The organism is Fibrobacter sp. UWT2 (genome assembly GCF_900142545.1).
Taxonomy (GTDB): Bacteria; Fibrobacterota; Fibrobacteria; order Fibrobacterales; family Fibrobacteraceae; genus Fibrobacter.
Genome location: NZ_FRBF01000009.1, coordinates 41,211 through 62,074 on the forward strand (window position 1 = coordinate 41,211; position 20,864 = coordinate 62,074).

Here is a 20,864-nt window from a genome sequence, read left to right on the forward strand (position 1 = left end):
TTACTCCTTGAACATTTTTCGCGTGCAAATATAGAAAAGATATGTTATATTAAGAAGGCAAATACTTATTCCATAAAAGGGGAATTTATGCTCAAAAAACTATTCTTGTCCGCCGCAGTGGTGGCTCTTGTCTTTACCGCTTGCGATTCCGATAGCTCTACGTCGCCGAAAAACGATGACCAGCCTAAGGGAAATAGTACGGAACAGTCTGGTGTGGAACAGTCTGGTCCGACAAACAATAGTACCGCTGAGATCAAAGAGACGGTTGCTACGGATGCTGGTGCCGAAGTTCCTTGTTCTGTAGAGAAACTTTCCGCAAACTCCTTTCTCATGACAATGAAAGAGGACGGTGCAGTATCAAGGATTACGACTACAATTGTCGGTGACCAGGCGGAAATTGATTATGTGACCGAATATGGTGAATCTGTGCCGACGGCAACGATTCAAGCGCTGTGTGAATCGAATAAGCAAGAAGCTCTCACCAAGAATGCGACCGTGACATGCGATGGCCGTACCATGACAATTCACGAAGTCGATGGTGCCGAAATTGGCTTTGATGGAGCTTTGGAATCTGCTAAACAGGTTTGTAAATCGATGAATGCGTATCTGTCGGAAAACAGTTCCGATCCTGAGGAACCGGACCAGACCCCCGTTTCAAATCCGGGTGCTTCTGGCAAGGCAACTTGCCAGGTCGTGGAAAATACGGATACTTTCTTCAAAATGGTTGCTATACAGCCGGACTCGGTTACGATGTCTATTTCCATGGAATATAAGGACGGACTGGTGGTGACGACGGGTGAAATTGTTTTCGAAGATACTTTCGCTCAGACCGATGTTGATAAGTATTGCGCCGAGGCCAAGGCCGAAATTGCTGCAGCAGCAGAAGAAGAAGTGGAATTGGACGTGGTATGTGATGGCAGGAAAATCGTCGAAAGCTATTCGGAAGAATATCCGATGAACATTCTTCCCTATGCTGTCCCGGAAATGAAGGCTTCTTGCGATGAAATTCAACGGACGGGAGTCATTCCTGATGATGATGAAGAATCCTTGTTCTAAAATGCTTTAACAGATAAAAAGAAAAGCTCGGCATTGCCGAGCTTTTTTCAATATCGTTTGATAAGTTCGCTTACTTGGCGAACGGAGGCATGACCTGCCAGAGGACTGCCTTGTGAGCATGGAGACGATTTTCAGCTTCTTCGAAGCTCATGTTCACGTCAAGGTTGTCCATCACGGAGTCCGTGATTTCTTCGCCGCGGTGAGCCGGGAGGCAGTGGCTGACCTTGCAGTGAGCCGGAGCGAGCTTCAGGAGTTCGTCGTTGATCTGGAACGGCAAGAAGTGAGACTGCTTGGTGGCCTTTTCACCTTCCTGGCCCATGGAGACCCACACGTCGCTATAGAGAATGTCGGCGTCTTTGACGGCTTCCTTCGGATCGTGGAATACGCGGTACTGGCAACCGTGCTTCTTCAGGCCTTCCTGAGCTTCTTCGACCACCTTGGCGGGCTGTTCGAAACCCTTCGGGCAGGCGAGCGTGAAGTTCATACCCACCTTAGAGGCGAGAGCGAGGAAGGAATTGGCAACGTTGTTGCCGTCACCGATGAAGGCAACGGTTTTCGGCTTGCCATCGGCGTTCTTGAAACCGCCGAGGTTTTCGCAAATCATCTGGGCAAATGCGATTGCCTGGCACGGGTGATAGTCGTCGGTCAAAGCGTTCACGACCGGCACGCTACCGTATTCGGCAAGCTGTTCCACCAAGTCCTGCTTAAAGCAACGGACGACGATGGCGTTCACCCAGCGGCTGAGGCAACGGGCAACGTCCTTGACGCTTTCGCGCTTGCCAAGGCCAATGGAATCGGGGGCGAGCAACACGGCGTGACCGCCGAGCTGGTTCATACCCACCTGGAAAGTCGTGATAGTTCGCAGCGAGGGCTTTTCGAAGAACATGGCGATGTTCTGGCCGTGCAGACGGTCGGACACCTTGCCGGCGTGAACCTCAGCCTTCAGGCGAGAGGCGATTTCGATAGTTTCCAGGATTTTTTCTTCGCTCCAGTCCATGAGGCGGAGGAAGTGCTTGTTGCGATCAATCATTTTTTGATTCCTTTGGGCAAGCCCGTAAAACAAAAAAAATTAAAAAACGGAGCTTTTACACTCCGTCTTTAACAGGAAATCACAATAGAATGCTAACGGATATTAGCGAAGTTTCTTTTTGTGACGGTCACGACGACGGCGCTTCTTACGCTTGTGAGTCGCAATCTTCCTGCGCTTTCTTTTCTTTCCGCAAGGCATGTTGTTTCTCCGTTAAGGGTTAAACTTAAAAATGTGCCTCCAAATAGAGAAATTTTTAGGGGTTTTGTCAAGGCTTAATGGGGCAAAACGCATAAAAATATGCAAAAAAAGCCTGCAAAAAAGGCCCCCAGCTTGCGCCGGGGGTCTTTCGAGGTGTTTGGTCTTCTAGAGGAAGCTTAGTTTAAAGTGGGCGTTTCCCAGTCAATCCACTCGCTCTTGCTGAAGTTGATTGTCTGGGTATTCTTGCTGTAATCAATCTTACCCGTTTTGGCGTCCTTGCCGAGCAGGAACTTATTGATGAAGTCCTTGACTTCGTCGAACTGTCCGTTCGGGAGCGAACAGTGCGCGTGGCCGCCTTCCTGGCTATAGGTGTAATTTTCCGTCACGCCGAGAGCCTTGTAGGTTTCGAGAGAAGCCTGGCCGCAGTAGTTCGACGGAACTTCGCCCAGCCATTCCTGGCCCGCGTTGTCGATGATGAGGAGCGGACGCGGGGCGACCATGCTCACAAGCATGTGTTGGTCGAACGGAAGCGTATTTTCCTTGCCATCGTAGTTCTTGAACGACTTGATCATCCAGTTGCCTTCGGAACCCGCGCTATTCAGACCCTGCACAAACTGCTTGCCCTTCTGCTTGTTGACCTGGGCGCCTACACGCCAAAGCGATGCGCCGCCCGAACCGGATTCCTGCGGAATGGTGAGCGCGATGCGTTCGTCAAAAGCGCCGATGGCGAGGGCTGCCTTACCCAGGCGGGAACAACCGCTAACAGCCAGGTGCTTGACATCGATGCCTGCATCGGGGTCTTTTTCCAAAGCGTCGATCAGACGGCTTACGCCCCATGCCCAGGCGATAATGGTGCCCTGGCCGCCGTTGTAAAGCTGGAAGAACTTGCCGCCACCGCTTTCGGGAGCGACATTGTTCGTATTGAAGGTTATCATGGCGATGTCCAAGCCGTTGGTCGAGGCGCCGAGGCTTCCGCATGAGCCAAATCCCTGGTCCAGGCCGATGAGGGCCGGCTTCGGCTTGTCCTTGGTGCCGGCGCTGTTGATGGTGACGTCGAAGGAGGCGGACTTGCCCTTGTCGGTAACGGTGACGGTGTACTTGTTGCCGGACTTCTTGCCCTCGACCTTTTCGGGATTGCGCGGCTTTTCGCCGAACATTAGTTTTTCGTACATGGCGCCGATTTCTTCGCGACGGCACTTCCAATCGGCCTTGCTAGAAATACGCTTGCCGTCAAGACCCTTGAACGGGTCGGGAAGTTTCGCGTTATCCACGCTTGTAGGAATGTTGCCAATCTGACATTCGCTGCGGTGATCTTCCACGAAGTCGTTGCCGGGTGTTGGCGGAATGACATCTTCTTCGCTGGAGCTGGATTCGACGGGGTTCACGTCGCCGACAGAGCTGCTAGAAGAGCGGTGATGATGGTGTCCGCTGCTCGAAGATGCAGCAACGGGTTCTGAGGTCAAAGAACTTGAAGATGTGTAAGAATTATTTGGAATAGAGTCGTTTTGAACGTCAACGGGGTTGCCTGTTTGGTTGGAATCTTGCGGTGTTGTGCCCGGTTCCTGGGAGGTTGCTCCCGAAGAGTCTGACGGAACGTCAATCACGTTCGGCCCTTCGTTGATTTCAAAGTCAATTGTCTCGATAGGCGTCTGCTGATTGGCTAAATTTGCCGAATCTGCGTTAAATTCGCCATATTTGTCAATGAGACACTGCTCTGTGGTACATTCGGTAGCGGTCGTGTTCTCGTCGCCGCATGCCCAAAAACCGGTGGCGATAATTGCCACTGGCAACAAGTATTTATATTTCTTCATACATCCAATCCCAATTAGAGTGTAGTGAATTCTGCACTCGTAAATGTGTAAATAAAATATATTCTTTTTTTAAAAGTGGAAACTTTTGTTCCGATTTTTTACGTTAATTTTTGTCAACGAGGCGCGGCGCTTGCTTTTTAGCGCCTAATTTGTGCGAAAACGATAGCGACCATCATGATGGCGCAACCGCAGATTTCGCGGGCCGAAAGCTTTTCCCCTAGAATGGCCCAGCCCGCAAATACGGCGAATACCGATTCTAGACTCATCGTAAGCGAGGCGATGGTTGGTTTTACTTTGTCTTGAGCAACAATCTGTAACGTGTAGGCGATTTCGCTAGAACAGAACGCGGCAAAGCAGAGTCCCGCAACTGCTCTTGGATTGACAAGCGCGGCAGCAATCGTGCTAAAGTCCATAACAGGGAATTTCATGTCGAAAACAATCATGAGCGGTGCCGTCAAAACGCCGATAGTGAGGAACTGAATCGCCGAAACTCGAATCGGGTCGACTTTGTTCACGAACTTGTCGATGACCAAAATATGGATTGAAAAGGCGAGAGCGCACAGCAGCGAAACGCCATCCGAAAGTTCCAGCGAAAAACCGTCCTTGATGCAGAGCAGGTAAAGCCCGAAGGTCGTGATGACGACGCAAGCCCACGTCTTTGCCGAAATGCGATGACCGAGGATTAATCTTACAACGGGCACAAGTACGATGTAGCATGCAGTGAGAAATCCGGACTTTCCGGCGGAGGTGCCGAGATACATTCCCAGCTGTTGCAAGTTCATGGCCGTGCATAAGGCGAGCCCGCAAAAGAATCCGGCTTTCCAGTGTAGAAACCGCTCTTCGCGGTTGTGTGGCCTGCGCGGACTTTTGCCGAAAATATCAAGAATCTTGAAAATCAGGGCCAAAAAGGCGGCCGCGATAAAACAGCGTATGCACGAAAAGGTGAACGGCCCGAAGGCGTTGCCCTCAATTTGGGCTACAAAGCCCGACCCCCAGATGGCGGCGGTTAGAACGAGTAAAAGAGTGTAACCGAAGCTTGCCAAAAGAGACCTAAAGTCCCAATTCGCCGAAAATGAGCAGGTATTTGGAGATAGTCCTGCACCATTCGTAATGGAATCCGCTGTATGCGTTTACGACGCACTTGTCCCAGTCGGCCACTTCGGTCTTGTAGACGTTTACGGCGTCTTTTACACAACGCAGCATTTGGTGAGGAGCGTTGGCGTCGTCGGCCAAGAATGCGTTTGCTTCACCGGCGGTTTCCAGGGAATAGTGGGTGAGCATCGTAGATACGCCTACGGTGCGTCCGGTAATGGGAAGCGTGCCCGCAGCCATGGCTTTAAGGATGATGGAAGACGATGGTTCGCGGAGGTTCGCGGCAAAGAGAGCATCGGAGCCGGCGAGAGTGTCGCGCAGCTGTATGGTGCTGTCTTGCAGTTCGGAATCCAAATCCTGTACGTACATGACGTCAGGGTACTGCTTGGCAAAATCCTGGTAGTAGGTCCATTCGCCGCTTCTGGACGAAATGCCTACGATGATGAAAATGTCGAGACGTGCAATATCCGAAAGGATGGTGGCCAAGGTTTCGGAGGTGTTGCCCGCTTCTTCGTCCAGGTGGACGTAAAGGACCAACTTGCCGTCGAAGTCTACGCCCAGCTGAGATTGCAATTGGGCACGGGCCTTTGCCTTGGCTTCCTTGATGGGGAGGTTATCCTTGTTGAAGTCCCAGACCTGGTAGCTAACGCCGAATTGCACACCGATGAGTTTGTCGGCGTTTCTGTTCAAGAATCCGCTGATGCCGCCGGGCAGGTTGGTGTTCAGCATGGCGTCGCGGTAACCGGGAGACGGGAACAGCACCTTGGTGGCGTACAGAATTCCCACCTTGAGCAGGCTGACTTTACCCCAGAACTCGTAGCCGTCCATATTGTAATCCTTGCGGGGAAGACCGATCTTTTCGATTTCGCTGGAAGGAATATGGAAGTCGTAGGTGATGTTGTGGACGGTAAAGAAGAATGGGATCTTGCTTGCGAAGGCCTGGTAGGTGGTCTTTGCGAGGGCACCGGCGAGGGCTCCACCCCATTCGTGGCCAAGGATGGCGTTGCATTCAAATTTTGTCTCTTCGGCATAGGCTAGAGCGGCCGACGCAAGGAATGCGAACCGGATATGGTTGTCCGAATACGGAGCGCTCTGGGGAGGCCCATAAACATAGGGCCTGCCGAAGTATTCTTCATTGTAGATATAGGTGTGGAGGGGGTCCTTTTCGGAAACCCAGATTTCGTAGGGCTTGCCCTGCAGCTTTTCGACGCCGCTGTAAACGCAGCTGTAGCTGTCTACGTCAACCATGAGGTTCCTGAAGAACGGAGAACAGGTAAGAACCGTAGTTCCGGCGCTTGCAAAAGCGTCGGTCATGCGGTTAACCGCAGTTGCCAAAGGACTGGTTTTTCGCCAGTTTCCGGCCTCGGGGCTTACGACAAGGATGTTCATTCCTGCTCAATACTCCAAATAAAAATTTACCTATAGATAAAGTATAACATAAATTTATTTAATTATTTTTAGAAAGAATAATCCTCGGAATTAAATTCCTAGGAAAAAAGGTATTATTACAAAACAAAATCACTCAGTTGAAGGAAAATCAAATGAAAAAACTCTTTATTGCCTCTCTGGCTGCCGCCGTCGCATTCACGATGGTCGGCTGTAAGGGTACTAACGAAAAGCGCGGTGACGAACACCTTAAGGAAGGTCGTTATCGCAACGCTATCAATTCTTACCTTGAGGCTAAGAAGAAGGGTAGCATGTCCGATGAATTCTATGATAACTTCACGCTCGCTCTGGTTCGCGCCGCCGAAACTGAAGCCAAGAAGGATTTGAACAGCGACCTTATCAACGGTTACTTCGACAAGGCTTCCGTGAACATGGCTGAAGTCCAGAATGCAGATGTTGTCCAGGAATACGTGACGACGCTTGCCAACATCGGTAAGATGCAGGCCTCTCAGGAAGGCATGGATTACGGCACGATCGTGAACGCTTTCGCAAAGATCGATACCGCTTTGGTGACTGCAAAGGCCAAGGGTGCTGGTGAAGCTGCCGTGAAGGCTATCCGCACCGAAGCTGAAAATGCTTACGTTGCCAAGAACCTCTCCGAAGCCGTGGGCGAATCTGACCCGGTGGTGAGCGAATACCAGATTATGAAGATTGCCGAAATGGCACCGGAAAATGCTGACGTGAAGGCCGCTTTGAACAAGAGCCGTAAGGGCACTCGCGGTTACTTCCTGATCTTCGGTGAACAGATTGGCGAACCGGTCAGCCGCCGCGTGGACAAGTGGGGCTACGTGATGGCCATGCCGACCCTCAAGATGGCTCCGGGTTCTCTCTCTGCAGAACTCCAGTTCTGGGCTTCTACGGGTAACAACACTGAACTCGACCCCTCCAAGATCAAGCTCGTTTCTACCTCTGGCGAAGAAGTCTTTGCCAAGGGCAACAGCGGCTGGTGCGAAGCTGAAGTGCTCGTAGGCAAGAAGGGTCAGGAAAAGATCGAAAAGAAGAAGCAGAGCTTCAAGGGCAAGGGCAAGCTGATGAACGAATTCCAGTGCTCTGTGAACGTGAGCTTCTCTTACGCCAAGTCCTTCGTACCGGACTACATCGAATATAAGGATGAATTCGGTATCGGCCGTAAGTACCTCGGTCAGTAACAAGACCGGAACGGCTAGAAATAAGCAGTTTCTTACTCTACGGCCGTTCCTCTCGCCAACGCGACACGCTTACACTGTGTCGCTTATGGCTCACAAGACAAGCTTTGGGGTCGCGCTAAGCGCTCTGAGCATTGAGCTGTGAGCGCTCGGATAAAACCTTAAATTTTTTGAAAGGCGAGAGAAATCTCGCCTTTCTTTTTATTTGTAGGAGGGAAAATAAATGAAGGCTAGTTTAGGTAAGATTCACAGGTTCTATAGCCGGGTGTTACGGGCTGGCGTCTACAGAAACCCATGACGCTCGGTCATAGCCATGCAAGCATGGCTGCGACTCTCGCTTACTGGGTTTTGAAGCCCGTTAGAAGGGGTGTTGAAGACCTCTGCGAAAGTCTGTCCGCTAAGGGGTTCTTTTACGATTGGATATGCGTTTTCCCGTGAGTAACAAACGCCTCGTATTAACGAGGCGTGGTTACGAGAGCGAGCGCTCTGGGTACGTACTTTTATGATTGGGCGCGAGCGGTCTTGTTAGAAACTCGCCTTGCCGCTCAAACCGAGGGAAAACCTTGCCTTGCCAAACGGAGTTTTGTCGGTGTCGGTGAAGTTATAACCGTACCAGATAACGATTTCCGTATTCATGGTGGGGTAGAGGTAGTGGTTCATGCCCAGGAACTGGAAGTCGTCTTCGTGTACTTCGCGGTCCGGATCGTGGTATTCGTAAGAAACACCCAGGGTGTACTTCTTATGAATGTTGAAGCTGGGTTCGACGGCGAACAGCATCTGGTCGTCGGTCATGAGCTGTTCTGCGGCAGGATAATCCTTGTCCGTAATGGCGTAGAAGAACGTGGCGCCCAGATTGAAAATGGCGTAGTTCATGCTGGGTTCCAGCAAGAAGGAGTGGGTGCCCTTGCCCTTGTACGGGTGGAGTCCCCAAACGGCGTAGATACCGTAGTTGAACTTTTCGAAGCTCTTGGAGTAGTCTACTTCGGTACCCAGAACGTAGGTGTAGGGGCGACCGATGTCCTGACCGAACACCCAGTCGAGGCTCGGCTTGATAATCAAGTGTTCGTCGGTGTGGTTCAAGAGCGGGAAGGCGTAGGTGGCGAACATGGAAACCGTGTGGTCCGTGTCGTCGGAGGCGCCCAAGTAGAAAGCGCCCTGGCCATACTTTTCGTTGCCCACTTCGGCACCGAAACCGCGGAGGCTTTCTTCGCGGGTGATGACGGCGTAGCGGGAAGCGTCGCGCCAGAAGTAATAGTTGAATGTACCGGCGCTGTAGGTCATGTCACCGAAAATAAGGGTAACCTGGTGGCTCACATCCCAGCGGAACTGGACACCGTCAAAATCGAAGGAGTTGTAGCGGCCATCCGAACCCATGGCGGTGGAACGAGCGAGACCGTGGCGGACTTCAGATTCTTCCAGGTCGCCGTTTTCGTTTACAAAAGTGCTATGGGTGGTTCCCATGACGATAACGGAAATGTTTTCGTCGAGGTGGGCGTGCAGGGCGAGGTCAATGTCCTGGTTGCCGGCGTTGGTCGGGTCAAAATCGCTGTCAAAATAGCTGGCGTAGTCCATGTTCACATCGCCGTGGACTTGAATGTCGGCGGCGAGGGCCAATGTGGCGGCAGAGGAAATAGCCAGTGGCATAATCAATTTGCGCATATCAGTTTCCAATATGATTTGAAATTTCTTGTGCAAAGATAGAAATATCCGAAGGAAAAAGCCAATTCAAGGCCGTACGATTTTTGTAAATTTGCCCATATTCCTATTCATGAGGTCCCTAGATGTTCAATCGCGTTAGGTTTATTAGGCTGTTTGTAATTTGTGTCCTGCTGGCTTTGCAGAGCGCTTTCGCTATTTCGGCTGATGAAGCCATGGAAAAATCCAAGGCTTGGTTCAAGTCGGGCAAGGCTTGGAATCTTGAATTTAAGGTTCAGGTTTTTTATGCGGATTCCCCGGACATCGCTTCCCAAAATGGAAAGCTCCTGGTCGCTGAAGGAGACCGTTTTGTGCTGGATATGGCGGGTATCAAGTTTTACAGCGATGGCGAAGACTTGTGGCAGCACAATGTGGAACAGAAACAGGTGCTGATCAAGTCGGTGGAAGATTTGTCCAGTTCACTGCACCCTTCGGAACTCTTGTTCAAGTACCTGAACTGCAAGGCGAAAGAAATTGCAGAAGGCGAATTCAACAAGCAGAAAATGTGGGTGCTGAAGCTTGACCCGTCCAAGTATGCCGGGCAGTTTACCCAGATGGAAGTGTGGCTTTCGAAAAAGGATTTCTCCCCGAAGCGTCTTTATACGGTCGATCCTACCGGAAACGGTTCCTGGTACAATATCGTGAACCTCTCGGTAGTCAAGTCCTGGAAACCGGAAGACTTCAAGTACAAGCCTATCAAGGGCGTTGACGAAATTGACATGCGGTAATTTATGAAGCAGATTTTAAGAAAATGCATGTGGCTTGCGCTGGCGGCGCTCCCGGCCTTTGCTGCAGAAACATTGTTCAGCAACTATGCGCTGAACGTGAACTCAACGGGTAAAGCGGGAAGCCTTTGGGTGTTTTCCCGCGGCGACCTTTATAGCGGCGTGACCTTGTTGGACCTGAAGGTGGGTGCAACGGGTGTGCAGGTGGCTGAATCCAAGCAGGAACAAGTTTCGGATTCCATGACGGCCGTGCAGGCGGGGATCTTTAGCGATGTTCTTGCTGAACATCGCCGTACGCCATCGATTTATGCGGGCAAGCTTGGCTATGTGCTTCCGATGTTTGGACAAGATGACGACGGTTACTCGCTTATGCCTGCAGGATTCTTCTCGGTTCGCGGGATAGACAACTTGATTGAAACGCCTATCGCCACTCCCGAGGCATTGCAGGATATAGATACGGCTATGTACTATGCCGTTAGCGGTTTTGCTTTTGATTCTTCCAATAAACAACTTTGGTTTGCCCGCGGTGCCGCTGGCCTTGGACTTTACGACGTCTCGGGCGGTAGCCCCAAGCAGGGAACGTTCCAATTGAATTTGAAGACCGGTTCTCTTGATACCGCCAAGGTGAATTACAAGTGGAAAAACGATGTGAATCCTCGCATCTTTGACGTGAAGCAACATCCGACTACCGGTGACCTCTGGCTTGCGACTTCCAAGGGACTCTGGAAGCGCTCTGTCGATGGCAAGGTGTCCAAGCCTTCTACGGCGTTAGATACCAACGCCCGTGTCACGGGACTTTGGATGGGTGGCAATCCGCTGACGATTGTTGCCGAAACATCGCGCATGGAAAAGGAATCGATGAAGGGCGCCTTGTGGGTGCTGCGTGAAAATGCCAAGGATTTTGCGAAGGTGGATTTCTTGGATACGGCTGGTAAAAAGCAGAAGAAAGATGTGTACGACGATGGTGACTATACGGTTAGTAGCGTTGCCTTTATCGCGAATGTGGCTTATGTGGCTGTCCTTGGCCCGGGTGGAGGCGTGAGTGGCTACTTCAAGCTTGATTCTGCTGGAGTTCGCGCCTGGGACATGGACGAAGACGGTAAGAACCAGTGGCTGTACGGTTATGCTACGGGTGCTACCGACCGCGATGCCATCATTACTTCTATTTGCTCCTTCCCGTTGGATAACAAGACGGAAGGCCTTGCCATCTCTACTTATGGCAATGGCATTGCAGTTTCGGCGGATTCGGGCAAGTCCTGGAACACGATTTTGAACCGAGCCAAGCTGGGCGGAAACCTGGGATCCATTCGCATGGTGCCGTCGGTGATTACGGCGGGCGACCAGTCGCTGGTTTCTTACAAGGTGAGCAAGGAATCGAAGATAACTATCGATGTGTTTAGTTACGACATGCGAAAGGTTCGCACTATTGTCAAGGATGCTCATCGCGATGCCGATGCTTCGCGCAGCACGAACCCGAAGGAAGATTTCTGGGACGGTCGCGACAAGGCCGGCAAGGCCTGCACCATGGGCGTTTACTATGTGCGTGTCAAGGATAACCACGGCCATATCGGCTGGGGCAAGGTGATGACCTTGGGAGGGCGCCGGTAATGAAAAAGTTGATTATTGCTCTTGCCCTTTTAATGTCGGTATCTGCGGTGGCAGGGAAAAAGGCGACGCTTGGCGGCTTTGACGGCTTTGTTGAACGTATGGGTGCAGGAACCCGCGAACTGGGCCGTGGCAATACGGGCTCTGCGGATACGGCGTCTATGCCGGCGGCTTACTGGAACCCGGCTATTCTTGGTTTCCGCGAAAACTTTGTGTACACCTTGAACGCTGAAAAGCGTGACCTGGACCGTATGGGCGGTTCGCTTGGCCTTGAAACCAAGGTGGGGAAGCGTATGGGCGTGGGCTTTGCCATGCTTTACCGCGGCGACTTGAACTTTGACGTGATTAACGAAGACGATGAAACCATGGGTACGGCGACGCCTTACTTTACCATGATGTACTTGGGCTTCGCTTACCGTGCCACCCGCCGAGACGCCTTTGGTATTTCTCTGTCCATGAGTTACGACAACATGGATATTTCGGAATATTACGAAGGCATTGAACTGGTGGATGATTACCGCAGTCCGGTAACGCTCAACTTGAGCTGGCTGAGACAGTGGAATGACAAGTGGTCCACTTCTGTGGTCATCCGTAACTTGAGCTTCAGCGAAAACTTGTCTGCAAAGTGGAGCAAGAATACCAGTACCGATAATTCCGTCGAAAGCACCGATGGCGTGCGCCCGAAGGTGTTGCAGATTGGTGTGGGTTATCGATCCAAGATTGCAGGCCTGCCTGTTTACGCTTGGATGGAAGCGCTCGATTACCAGATCGCCGACACCTTGTTGGCCTTTGACCCTGATTTGCATGTGTGGACGGGTCGCGTGGGCTTTGAATGCGAAGTGATTCCCGATGGCACATTGCGTCTGGGTATGGATGACTTGGACTGGACCGTAGGTGCAGGCTACAAGTTCCAGATTCGCATCGGCAAGAAGAAGTATCCCTTCGACGTAAACTACGCTTTGATTTATGAAACGGAAGCGGGAATCTGGACTCCCCTTAGCTTTGGCCTGCGGGGCTCTATTCCGTGATTTCAAAAATCTTTATAGATGGCGTTCGTAGCATTGCCGGGTTTGAAACGGAGTTCGGGCCCGGCATTACGGTGGTTCATGGCCCTAATGGCTGCGGAAAGACTTCTATACTGGAATCTGTGCATTTGCTTGCCCAGGGTTTTTCTTTCAGGGCGAAAGACCTGAAGGAGATGATTGCCTGGAAAGGCGACGAATTGATTTTACGAGGATGCTTTGACGATTCCGGTCAAAGCGTGAATCGTGGAATCCGCGTAGGTCGCCGGAGTTGCGACGTGCGCGAGAATGGCGAAAGCCTTAAGTCTCCGACGGCATTTTTTGGAAATATTCCGGCGGTTGTGATGCAACCTTCGGATATTGAACTTTTGCGTGGTGCTCCTGAAGTGCGCAGGCGCTGGCTTGATGAAATCCTTTGCTACCGTTCGCAGGCGAATGCCTCGGTACTTAAGCGTTACCGCCGCGTGCTGCAACAGCGCAACCAGTGGCTGCGCCAATACAAGCGCGAGGGAGTTGCTACCGGCGGCGAAGACTTGTTCCATGTACTTACGGAACAGCTGGTGGATTTGGGTGCAAAACTCTGGGCGACCCGCATTGAACTCTCCAAGGAAATTTCCCCGATCATTACGGGCTACTACCGCAAACTATCGGGTGGCGTAGATGAAATCGCCTGTGCCTACAAGAGCTCTATCCTCAAGGAACTGGACGCTCTCGACGGCGCAGAATTTCTGGATGACTCTGAGCTGGACAAGGCTGCCATGGCGGCAGACCGGAGCGGTCTTTATATTGCATCGGATTCGGGAGAATCTGAAGATGGCTCTGTCGACGAGAATGCATTGCGCGAAGCCTACCGCCGCAAGCTTGCTGGCTTGGAATTTGCCGAAAAGATTCAGGGGATTACGCTGTCCGGCCCCCATAAAGATGACTTGGGCGTATGCATTGGCGAAAGCGAAATGCGTTCTGCCGGTTCTCAGGGCCAGTGCCGTTGCGCTGCTGTTGCCATGCGCTTTGCCGCGGTAGATGTGGCTTCTCGTTACTTGAGCAAGCCGATTCTTTTGCTTGACGATATTTTTGCTGAACTAGATGTGGACCGTCGCGATGCGGTGGCGACACTCATTCGTGAAAAGTCTTGCCAAGTAATTATTGCGACGCCGCAGCTAGAAGAATTGCCGTTTAAGGCAGATGCGGAGATAAAAGTAGGAAGTAGGCAGTAGACAGTAGGAAGTTGGCTGTAGGCGGATAGACGTTTGGGCAAAAAAAGGCCCCGCATTTTAAGCGGGGTCTCATTAGTCTAGGCTCTAAGTTCTGCCAACTGCCAATTATTTTTTCAGCAAGTCACGGATTTCGGTGAGGAGCTTTTCTTCGGCAGACGGTTCAGGAGGTGCCGGAGGAGCAGCCGGGGCTTCTTCTTCTTTCTTACGCATGTTCTGCATGAAGCCGAGGAACTTCTTCATGACGATGAACACCACGATGGCAACGATGAGGAAGTCGATGATGCCGCCGATGAAGTTACCGTAGGGAATGCTCACGCCTTCGGCAGTCGTGAATGCGAGAGACTTGAGGCCTTCGCCAGCATCCTTGCCGCCGCCCATGGCGATGATAGCGGTAACGCTCGGCATAACGATGTCGTTAACGAAGGAGGTGACGATTTTGCCGAATGCACCACCGATGATCACACCGATAGCCATATCGACGATGTTACCCTTGAACGCGAAGGCTTTGAATTCTTCGAGCAGGGATGATGCTTTACCTTTGATACCCATATTGGTTCCTTTTGTTGAAGTTAAGATAAAAATATGTTTAAAATATCGCTTTGGCAAGAGGGTTTTCTAAATTTGAGTTGTTATGTCATGGTTTATTCTAGCCCTTCTTTCGGCGTTCTTTTTGGGGTGTTATGACCTCGCCAAGAAAAAATCGGTGCAAGACAATGCGGTTCGTGTAACCCTGTTCTTTTGCAGTGCCTTTTATGCTCTTTTTATGAGTCCGTTGCTTTTGACGGGGCATTGCGAATCTTTGCCCCTGCAGAGCCATGTGTATCTTTTTGGAAAGGCGGCCATTGTGGGTGGCAGCTGGATTTTGACCTATAATGCGTTGGCTCATTTGCCCTTGAGCATTGCGACCACTATTCGTGCCCTCGCTCCTGTATTCACGATTTTTATTGCGGTTACCTTTATGGGAGAACGCCCCTTTGCGCTCCAGTGGGCGGGTGTTGCCATCTGTATTTGCTCTTATGTGGGGCTGAGCCTTGCGGGCCGTAAAGAAATGGGGCATTTCTTCAGTAACGGCTGGGTGATTTGTATGGTGCTGGGCACGCTTTTGGCGGCCTGTAGCGGCGTGTACGACAAGTTTATTTTGCAGCGCATGAACTTTGACCCCCTTACGGTTCAGGTGTGGTTTAGCATTTATATGATGCTTTGGCAGTTCGTGATTTGTGCGGTTACCTGGTTCCCGACGCGGCACAAGACGACTCCCTTTAAATTCCGCTGGTCGATGCTTTTAGTGGCCGTACTCCTGATTATTGCGGACCGTTGCTACTTTGTAGCGGTGAGTGACCCTGATGCCCTTATTTCGATTATTACGGTGTTCCGCCGTTCTAGCGTGCTGATTTCGTTCTTTGCAGGACTCATTTTCTTCAAGGAACGCAAGAGCAAGATGAAGTTTATTGCCTTGCTGGGAGTGATTCTCGGTATTTGCCTGATCGCTCTCGGAAAATAGTCTAGCTTTCTACTAAATTTATCGGTATGAAAGGCATTACAGGAACAATTGGTGCAGGAAAGTCGCTGGTCGGTCGCATTTTGCGGGACCGGAAGATTCGCGTGATTGACGCGGATGTGGCGGTGCATCACCTGTACCGTGACGACAAGGCTTTGCGAGCTGCCATTGCCAAGGAATTCGGCGAAGATATGCTGACGGAAAAGGGCGTTAGCCGTACCCGTATGGCAAACTTGGTCTTTTGTGATCCGACGGCAAGAAAGCGCCTGGAGGCCCTTGTGTATCCGGCTCTCACGCAGTACATTCTACGTGCAAATCCGGCTTTTGTCGAGGCCGCCCTATTTGAAAATGTTCCTGAACTGGTATCGCGCCTAGATGAAATTTGGGTGGTGAGCGCTGCTCGGGAAGTTCGCAAGAATCGCCTGATTGAAAACCGCGCTTTCAGTGAAGAAGATGCGGAACGTCGCATAGAATTGCAATCAGCCAAAGATAGTGAAGAGGAATGGAAACGACTCTTTCCGGGTAAGAAATTGCGATTTATCGATAATTCGGGCGACGAGGCTCAATTACAGAAAATAATAGAGCAACTTTTGTAGAAATTAAAAATGCAGCATCACAGGGGCGCTGCATTTTTATTGGGTGGGATTGGGAGGATCTTGTTTCAGTTAGCGGACTTTCTTGCCGCCGATGCTGAAGTAACTCTTGATTCCGTTTCTGTCGGTGTATTCCACCTGGACCTTCTTGCCGCGCATCACGAGACGCTTGCCTTCTTGGGGCTTGGCGAGCTTGATGCGGTTGCGGGCAGCCGGAATAGTGGTCAGTTCGTACTTGGCATTAACCGGAGTCTTGATGTCGTAGGCGCTGCCAGTAGAAGCAATTGCCTGGATGCTGCCAATAACGTAGGCGAAGGGGGCGTTCCAGTTGATGGCCACTTCGTTGGTGGCGTAGCTACAAGAATTGTCGTAATAGGACTTGGCAACAGCATTTGCATTGTTGTATTGCTTGGCGCAATCCGTAGCCGAAGCGTTGGCGCCGCCGGCAACCATTCCCGGAACAGGGGCTTCGATGCTGTCAGCCTGGCTTATGCGGTGATGCGGATTCATGACCGGGTTGACACCGTAGCCGGTGAGGTATGATTTGTCAATGGGGTTGCGACCCAAGATGTAGTCCACAATGCTCTGGGCTGCGTTCATGTACTTTTCTTCTTTGGTCAGAATGTAGGCGTGAATCAGAACCATGCCCTTGTTGGCGGCAACGCCGTTGGATCCCCAGTAGAAGTCGTCTTTATCGAGAGCGATACCGTAGCCGTTGTTGTCGAGGGACTTGATGAAATTGTCGGCCATGTTAATGATGATGGCGCTTGCAGAATCCACCATTTCGGGCTCGAAGGCGTCGGGGCTCATAGCGATGGAGAAAATTCCTAACATGTAGTTGTTCTGCCAGCTTTGGAGCCTGGCCTTCTTGTTATTGATGGGGAGCTTCTTGATGGCGGCTGCAACAGTGGTGTCGCCACTGACGCGGTACATTTCGATGAGAGTCCAAAGTTTGGATGCCCAGTCGGTAGCTCCTGTATAAGAACCGGTGCCGACATCTTTGGGCTGTTCGTAAATTTCATAGGGGTGAGCAATTGCCCAGTTGTGAGCCTTTTGGGCTGCAATAATGCATTTTTCTGCAAATTCAGGATCGTAGGGCTTGTAAATTTCGGAAGCAAGCGTAACGACTGCTGCAAAGTCCCAAGTAGCTTCTACAGCTTTACCGATAGCGTAGCGCTGGGCGGTTGCCTTGGCGGGCATGATGGTGCCGGCGAACTGCTTGGTGGTCAGCTTGTGGAAGACGCCGCCATCGTCATCTTGCATGGTAAGCATCCAGTCCAGATTCCAGCGGATTTCATCCAGAAGGTCCGGGACTTCGTTCTTGCTTTCGGGAATGTTCAAGTTGAGAGTATCGTAATAGGCCTTGTTCTGCTGGTAAAGCTGCAGCAAGGTGTATGTCGAAATACCGGAGTTCACAATGTACTTGCCGTAGTCACCAGCATCGTACCAACCCTTGGAGCCGTTAAAGGTTGCGTCGAGATCGGTCTTGCCGGTGGATTTGTGGTACTTGACGGCAGTATCCGGGTGGCCAGCGGCGCGTGCGTAAATGCCTGCGTATTCTTCTTCGAGGGCCGTAGAGGCACGCTGGAAATAGAAGAACTTGATGGATGCCTTGCCTGCTTCTTCGAGGGCGTTGTCACCAATAGTGATGGGGTGACCGATAGGTTCGTCATCGACATAGGCTTGGTACTTGCCTGCAGTCTGGATTTCAGAGAAATCGACCAAAGAGGCGGCGGTGTCGCCAGCAGGAATCCAGGTTTGTGCGGCGGGAGCAGTTACCTTGAGAGCTTCTTCGCCACTTTCGGACTTGAAGACGATTTCTTTGCCTTCGGCGCCGATAACGGCCATCTGCTTTTGACCCTTAGTAAGGAAGCCGACCTGGTTGTGGTAGGCTGTCGCTGCGAACAGGCTGCTTGTACCAAGAGCCGTAATCGCAAGAACCGGGGGAAGAATCTTGTTGAGCACCATAAAAACATCCTTGTTTGTTTTTTTATAAATCTAAACCTTTTCGCGACGGCAAGGTAGGGGGAGCGAGGTAGAAAGTGGTTACACTTGAAAACTACGCAGTTAGCTATATTTGTGATGTGAATTACGAACTCCGCATAGAAAAAATGGTGCAGGGCGGCGAAGGAATGGCCCGCCTGCCCGATGGTCGCGTTTGCTTTGTGCAGGGGGGCCTGCCGGGTGAATTGTGCAAAGTCGAACTTTCGCAGAACAAGAAAGATTTCACGCGGGGTCGGGTTGTTAAAGTACTTGAAAAGAGTGCCGATCGCGCGGAACCGAAATGCCCCTTATTTGGCAAGTGCGGCGGCTGTAGCCTGCAACATTTGGCAAGCGAACAGCAGGCGCCGTATTTGGCTCGTGTAGAACGTGAAAATTTTAGGCGCTTGGCTCATGCGGAATTGCCCGAAGATTTCAAGATTCATGTTGGCCCTGCGTGGGGCTACAGGAATCGTGCCCGCGTGGTAATTGCCCGTGCAAAAAATGGCAACGTCAGCTTCGGTTTCCGTATGCAAAAAAGCAACGGAATTATCCCCTTTGAAAGTTGCCCAGTATTGACGCCTGCGCTCAATGCATTCCTGAAAGAAAATGCGGCGAAGATTTTTGAAGAATCGGTAAAGAACAATAAGCGTCCGCCCAGGAATTTTGAATTGGACGTGAATCTTTTCGATAATGGAAAGGGCGATGTCAGTTTCTATTACAAGGGAATGACCGCCAAGGATTTTGAAAAGAACGCCGTAAGTGTTGTCGATATTGCGGGTGCTCAAATCCGCTCGGACGCATCGGTATTTTTCCAGAGCAATTTGGCCCTTTTGCCGGAACTTGTGAGTGCCGTGCAGACTGCCGTTGACGAAGGTATTGCAAGCGGCGAGGCCAGTGACGCATGGCTCATTGACTTGTTCAGTGGAGTCGGATTCTTTGCGGCCCTGTTGAAAGACCGCTTTAAAAAGATTACGACGGTGGAACGTGAAGAAGGCTGCTTGAAACATGCCCGTTTGAATTTAAACGGGGGAGCCGTTCAGAAAAACGTAGAGAATGTCTCGGCTGCGGCTGAAGAATGGCTTGTGAAAAATGTGGTGGATGTGCCTGCTACCTTGATTGTGGATCCGCCCCGTACCGGCCTCCCTGTAGAAGCTCTTGACGCCATTGTGAAAAGTTCTGTTAACAGACTGATCTATGTTTCTTGCGATCCGGTGACCCTTGTCCGTGACTATGCAAAATTTGCGCAGGCGGGGTTTAGCCTCAAAAAGGCGGAAGGATTCGCCTTTTATCCCCAGACGCCCCATTTGGAGATGATGTTCATCCTTTCGCGATAGCCGAAAAAAAGAGTTTTTTCTAGTTTATTCGGTAAGCAATGGAGGCGAGTATGAAAAAATGGTTGTTTGCGATAGTGACCGCATGCCTGTTTGCTGGGTGTTCGGTCGAAGAAACCGCAATCGTTTGCGGCAGGGAATGGAACCCGGCCCTCGATGTCGTGGCCGATACCATGAGCGAGTTCGAAATGAGAGACCCGCTGATAGTGCAGTTCCGTTACGGAAAGAGCTTTGACTTTTCGATGCTCAAGACATCCTTCTACGAAGGTACGATTGCCCACAAGGGTGAAAAGATTTGGGATCACGAAGTGGCCGTTAGTGACAAGCAGTGGGTCTACACGCTGCAGGGCAAGTCCCGCCATCATATGGGTGTGATGACTGCTCGCGAACTATGTCGTAAAAAAGAACCGGGTCCGGTTGTCATTGAAGTCAGTGGCGACGGCAAGGTGCTTTTGTCTAAACAGATTCTCCTTACTAAAAATCGGTAACACATGAAGAAAATTTTATGCGCAGTCACAGCTGCCCTTATCCTTGGCGGTTGCGGTGAATCAAAAGTCAACGTTAGCTACAAGGTGGACGCCCCTGTTACGGTAGAACTTTATGCCGAAGGCTATTTTTCGACGATAGACCTGAAGGGTGAAGAAAAAATGGGGACGGTGACTGCCGCCTATGCGAACTTGACCTATTCTAATTCGGGCGACACCCTGAAGGTTCACCGCGATTACGTGATGGACAAGTCTCGTGGTTATCTTAAGAACTACATGCCTTCGGAACTGGCTTGGCGCGTGAAGTCGGTGGACTTGAAGGCTATTGACCGCGAGGTAAAAAGCGTAGATGGCCTCGACAATGGCTACGATTCCTTGCTGGCCCGCATTCCCATGCCCGAAGTCTGGCGTAAACAGCTTCTGAACCCGGAATACAAACCGCACTTGAGACGCCTCGAAAAGCACCGCTGGGAAATGGACCACATGCTGTTGGGCGATGTGCCTGCCAAGGGCAACATTACGCAGATGCTTAAGGATCAGGGTCGTCTGAACTTTGCCTTGATTCAGGTGGATTCCGTGGTGGTGAAGGGCTTTGAAAACCGTGATCACCGCCGTTGCCTGGATTACGTCGTGTACTTGTGGGAAATGGAAAGTTTCCCGTACTACATCTGGGAACAGCACGTGAATAGCAACATTGTCCCTGAAAAGTTCAAACACTACAATAAGGGACTTAAGGCGGAATACCAGACTCAGTTTGAAGTGATGATCGACCCGACGACGGGCATCCCCTGTCAGGAACGCGAAGTCAAGGTCGGAACGCACACGATGGTGAACCCTGAAACCAAGGATACTACCACCTTCAAGAGTCAGATTACCCTTGAACGTCTTTATACCGTGAAGAGACCTGAAGCGGAAGAAGCTAAGGAATAATTCCG

At 51.1% G+C, this 20,864-nt stretch carries 18 protein-coding genes; 11 read left to right on the plus strand and 7 right to left on the minus strand.

What is annotated here, in order from left to right:
• The first annotated feature begins 87 nt into the window (after window positions 1-87).
• Entirely contained in the window at window positions 88-1,056 is a 969-nt protein-coding gene (locus BUA40_RS07965; protein ID WP_072800116.1) for a hypothetical protein, read from the plus strand.
• 70 nt (window positions 1,057-1,126) lie between these two features.
• On the opposite strand, the gene argF is transcribed toward BUA40_RS07965, so the two are convergent.
• From argF to BUA40_RS07985, 4 genes are all read right to left on the minus strand, one after another.
• Complete coding sequence (gene argF, locus BUA40_RS07970; RefSeq protein WP_072800117.1) at window positions 1,127-2,086, minus strand: ornithine carbamoyltransferase; 960 nt, start codon at window positions 2,084-2,086, stop codon at window positions 1,127-1,129.
• Window positions 2,087-2,460: 374 nt separating this feature from the next.
• Window positions 2,461-4,095 carry a glucuronyl esterase domain-containing protein gene (locus BUA40_RS07975; protein WP_072800118.1) on the minus strand — a complete coding sequence of 545 codons (1,635 nt, stop codon included), beginning with the start codon at window positions 4,093-4,095 and terminating at the stop codon, window positions 2,461-2,463.
• Window positions 4,096-4,232: 137 nt separating this feature from the next.
• The gene (locus tag BUA40_RS07980) at window positions 4,233-5,138 is read right to left on the minus strand and encodes a DMT family transporter (RefSeq protein WP_072800119.1); all 906 of its coding nucleotides are present in this window, start codon (window positions 5,136-5,138) and stop codon (window positions 4,233-4,235) included.
• A 7-nt stretch (window positions 5,139-5,145) separates the two neighbouring features.
• On the minus strand, window positions 5,146-6,576 hold the full coding sequence (locus BUA40_RS07985) for a glycogen synthase (RefSeq protein ID WP_072800120.1): 1,431 nt from the start codon (window positions 6,574-6,576) through the stop codon (window positions 5,146-5,148).
• A 152-nt stretch (window positions 6,577-6,728) separates the two neighbouring features.
• Here BUA40_RS07985 and BUA40_RS07990 point away from each other — a divergent pair, with 152 nt between their 5' ends.
• Window positions 6,729-7,781 (plus strand): hypothetical protein, encoded by a 1,053-nt coding sequence (locus tag BUA40_RS07990; protein WP_072800121.1) that lies wholly within the window; start codon window positions 6,729-6,731, stop codon window positions 7,779-7,781.
• 522 nt (window positions 7,782-8,303) lie between these two features.
• On the opposite strand, the gene BUA40_RS07995 is transcribed toward BUA40_RS07990, so the two are convergent.
• On the minus strand, window positions 8,304-9,437 hold the full coding sequence (locus BUA40_RS07995) for a hypothetical protein (protein ID WP_072800122.1): 1,134 nt from the start codon (window positions 9,435-9,437) through the stop codon (window positions 8,304-8,306).
• A 122-nt stretch (window positions 9,438-9,559) separates the two neighbouring features.
• Here BUA40_RS07995 and BUA40_RS08000 point away from each other — a divergent pair, with 122 nt between their 5' ends.
• Genes BUA40_RS08000 through BUA40_RS08015 form a run of 4 tightly spaced genes read left to right on the plus strand, consistent with a single transcriptional unit; the run spans window position 9,560 to window position 14,039 of the window.
• Window positions 9,560-10,201 carry a LolA family protein gene (locus BUA40_RS08000; RefSeq protein WP_072800123.1) on the plus strand — a complete coding sequence of 214 codons (642 nt, stop codon included), beginning with the start codon at window positions 9,560-9,562 and terminating at the stop codon, window positions 10,199-10,201.
• A 3-nt stretch (window positions 10,202-10,204) separates the two neighbouring features.
• A complete protein-coding gene (locus BUA40_RS08005) occupies window positions 10,205-11,806 on the plus strand; it encodes a hypothetical protein (protein WP_143149737.1) in 1,602 nt (533 codons plus the stop codon).
• Complete coding sequence (locus BUA40_RS08010) at window positions 11,806-12,831, plus strand: PorV/PorQ family protein (protein WP_072800125.1); 1,026 nt, start codon at window positions 11,806-11,808, stop codon at window positions 12,829-12,831. Before BUA40_RS08005 ends, BUA40_RS08010 begins: the two co-directional genes overlap by 1 nt.
• A complete protein-coding gene (locus BUA40_RS08015; protein ID WP_072800126.1) occupies window positions 12,828-14,039 on the plus strand; it encodes a DNA replication/repair protein RecF in 1,212 nt (403 codons plus the stop codon). The genes BUA40_RS08010 and BUA40_RS08015 overlap by 4 nt, the downstream gene beginning before the upstream one ends.
• Before the next feature lie 105 nt (window positions 14,040-14,144).
• On the opposite strand, the gene mscL is transcribed toward BUA40_RS08015, so the two are convergent.
• A complete protein-coding gene (gene mscL / locus BUA40_RS08020) occupies window positions 14,145-14,588 on the minus strand; it encodes a large-conductance mechanosensitive channel protein MscL (protein ID WP_072800127.1) in 444 nt (147 codons plus the stop codon).
• Window positions 14,589-14,670: 82 nt separating this feature from the next.
• Here mscL and BUA40_RS08025 point away from each other — a divergent pair, with 82 nt between their 5' ends.
• Both BUA40_RS08025 and coaE read left to right on the plus strand, forming a co-directional pair.
• Window positions 14,671-15,540 carry a DMT family transporter gene (locus tag BUA40_RS08025; RefSeq protein WP_072800128.1) on the plus strand — a complete coding sequence of 290 codons (870 nt, stop codon included), beginning with the start codon at window positions 14,671-14,673 and terminating at the stop codon, window positions 15,538-15,540.
• A 26-nt stretch (window positions 15,541-15,566) separates the two neighbouring features.
• The gene (gene coaE / locus BUA40_RS08030) at window positions 15,567-16,133 is read left to right on the plus strand and encodes a dephospho-CoA kinase (RefSeq protein WP_072800129.1); all 567 of its coding nucleotides are present in this window, start codon (window positions 15,567-15,569) and stop codon (window positions 16,131-16,133) included.
• Between the two features lie 69 nt (window positions 16,134-16,202).
• On the opposite strand, the gene BUA40_RS08035 is transcribed toward coaE, so the two are convergent.
• Window positions 16,203-18,098: a glycoside hydrolase family 9 protein gene (locus BUA40_RS08035; protein ID WP_072800130.1), complete on the minus strand. Its 1,896-nt coding sequence runs from the start codon at window positions 18,096-18,098 to the stop codon at window positions 16,203-16,205.
• A gap of 116 nt (window positions 18,099-18,214) precedes the next feature.
• On the opposite strand from BUA40_RS08035, the gene BUA40_RS08040 reads away from it, so the two are divergent.
• From BUA40_RS08040 to BUA40_RS08050, 3 genes are read left to right on the plus strand one after another with little or no spacing between them, the layout of a single operon-like run.
• Window positions 18,215-19,447, plus strand: coding sequence for a class I SAM-dependent RNA methyltransferase (locus tag BUA40_RS08040; protein WP_255369246.1), 1,233 nt, complete (start codon window positions 18,215-18,217; stop codon window positions 19,445-19,447).
• 50 nt (window positions 19,448-19,497) lie between these two features.
• On the plus strand, window positions 19,498-19,932 hold the full coding sequence (locus BUA40_RS08045; RefSeq protein ID WP_233247782.1) for a hypothetical protein: 435 nt from the start codon (window positions 19,498-19,500) through the stop codon (window positions 19,930-19,932).
• Window positions 19,933-19,935: 3 nt separating this feature from the next.
• The gene (locus BUA40_RS08050; protein WP_072800133.1) at window positions 19,936-20,859 is read left to right on the plus strand and encodes a hypothetical protein; all 924 of its coding nucleotides are present in this window, start codon (window positions 19,936-19,938) and stop codon (window positions 20,857-20,859) included.
• Window positions 20,860-20,864 lie beyond the last annotated feature (5 nt).

Coding starts and splice junctions, on each gene's coding strand:
- BUA40_RS07965 (WP_072800116.1), top strand. CDS start 88: ATGCTCAAAAAACTATTCTTGTCCGCCGCAGTGGTGGCTCTTGTCTTT.
- BUA40_RS08035 (WP_072800130.1), bottom strand. CDS start 18,098: ATGGTGCTCAACAAGATTCTTCCCCCGGTTCTTGCGATTACGGCTCTT.
- BUA40_RS07975 (WP_072800118.1), bottom strand. CDS start 4,095: ATGAAGAAATATAAATACTTGTTGCCAGTGGCAATTATCGCCACCGGT.
- coaE (WP_072800129.1), top strand. CDS start 15,567: ATGAAAGGCATTACAGGAACAATTGGTGCAGGAAAGTCGCTGGTCGGT.
- BUA40_RS08050 (WP_072800133.1), top strand. CDS start 19,936: ATGAAGAAAATTTTATGCGCAGTCACAGCTGCCCTTATCCTTGGCGGT.
- mscL (WP_072800127.1), bottom strand. CDS start 14,588: ATGGGTATCAAAGGTAAAGCATCATCCCTGCTCGAAGAATTCAAAGCC.
- argF (WP_072800117.1), bottom strand. CDS start 2,086: ATGATTGATCGCAACAAGCACTTCCTCCGCCTCATGGACTGGAGCGAA.
- BUA40_RS07985 (WP_072800120.1), bottom strand. CDS start 6,576: ATGAACATCCTTGTCGTAAGCCCCGAGGCCGGAAACTGGCGAAAAACC.
- BUA40_RS08045 (WP_233247782.1), top strand. CDS start 19,498: ATGAAAAAATGGTTGTTTGCGATAGTGACCGCATGCCTGTTTGCTGGG.
- BUA40_RS08005 (WP_143149737.1), top strand. CDS start 10,205: ATGAAGCAGATTTTAAGAAAATGCATGTGGCTTGCGCTGGCGGCGCTC.
- BUA40_RS08025 (WP_072800128.1), top strand. CDS start 14,671: ATGTCATGGTTTATTCTAGCCCTTCTTTCGGCGTTCTTTTTGGGGTGT.
- BUA40_RS07990 (WP_072800121.1), top strand. CDS start 6,729: ATGAAAAAACTCTTTATTGCCTCTCTGGCTGCCGCCGTCGCATTCACG.
- BUA40_RS07995 (WP_072800122.1), bottom strand. CDS start 9,437: ATGCGCAAATTGATTATGCCACTGGCTATTTCCTCTGCCGCCACATTG.
- BUA40_RS08000 (WP_072800123.1), top strand. CDS start 9,560: ATGTTCAATCGCGTTAGGTTTATTAGGCTGTTTGTAATTTGTGTCCTG.
- BUA40_RS08010 (WP_072800125.1), top strand. CDS start 11,806: ATGAAAAAGTTGATTATTGCTCTTGCCCTTTTAATGTCGGTATCTGCG.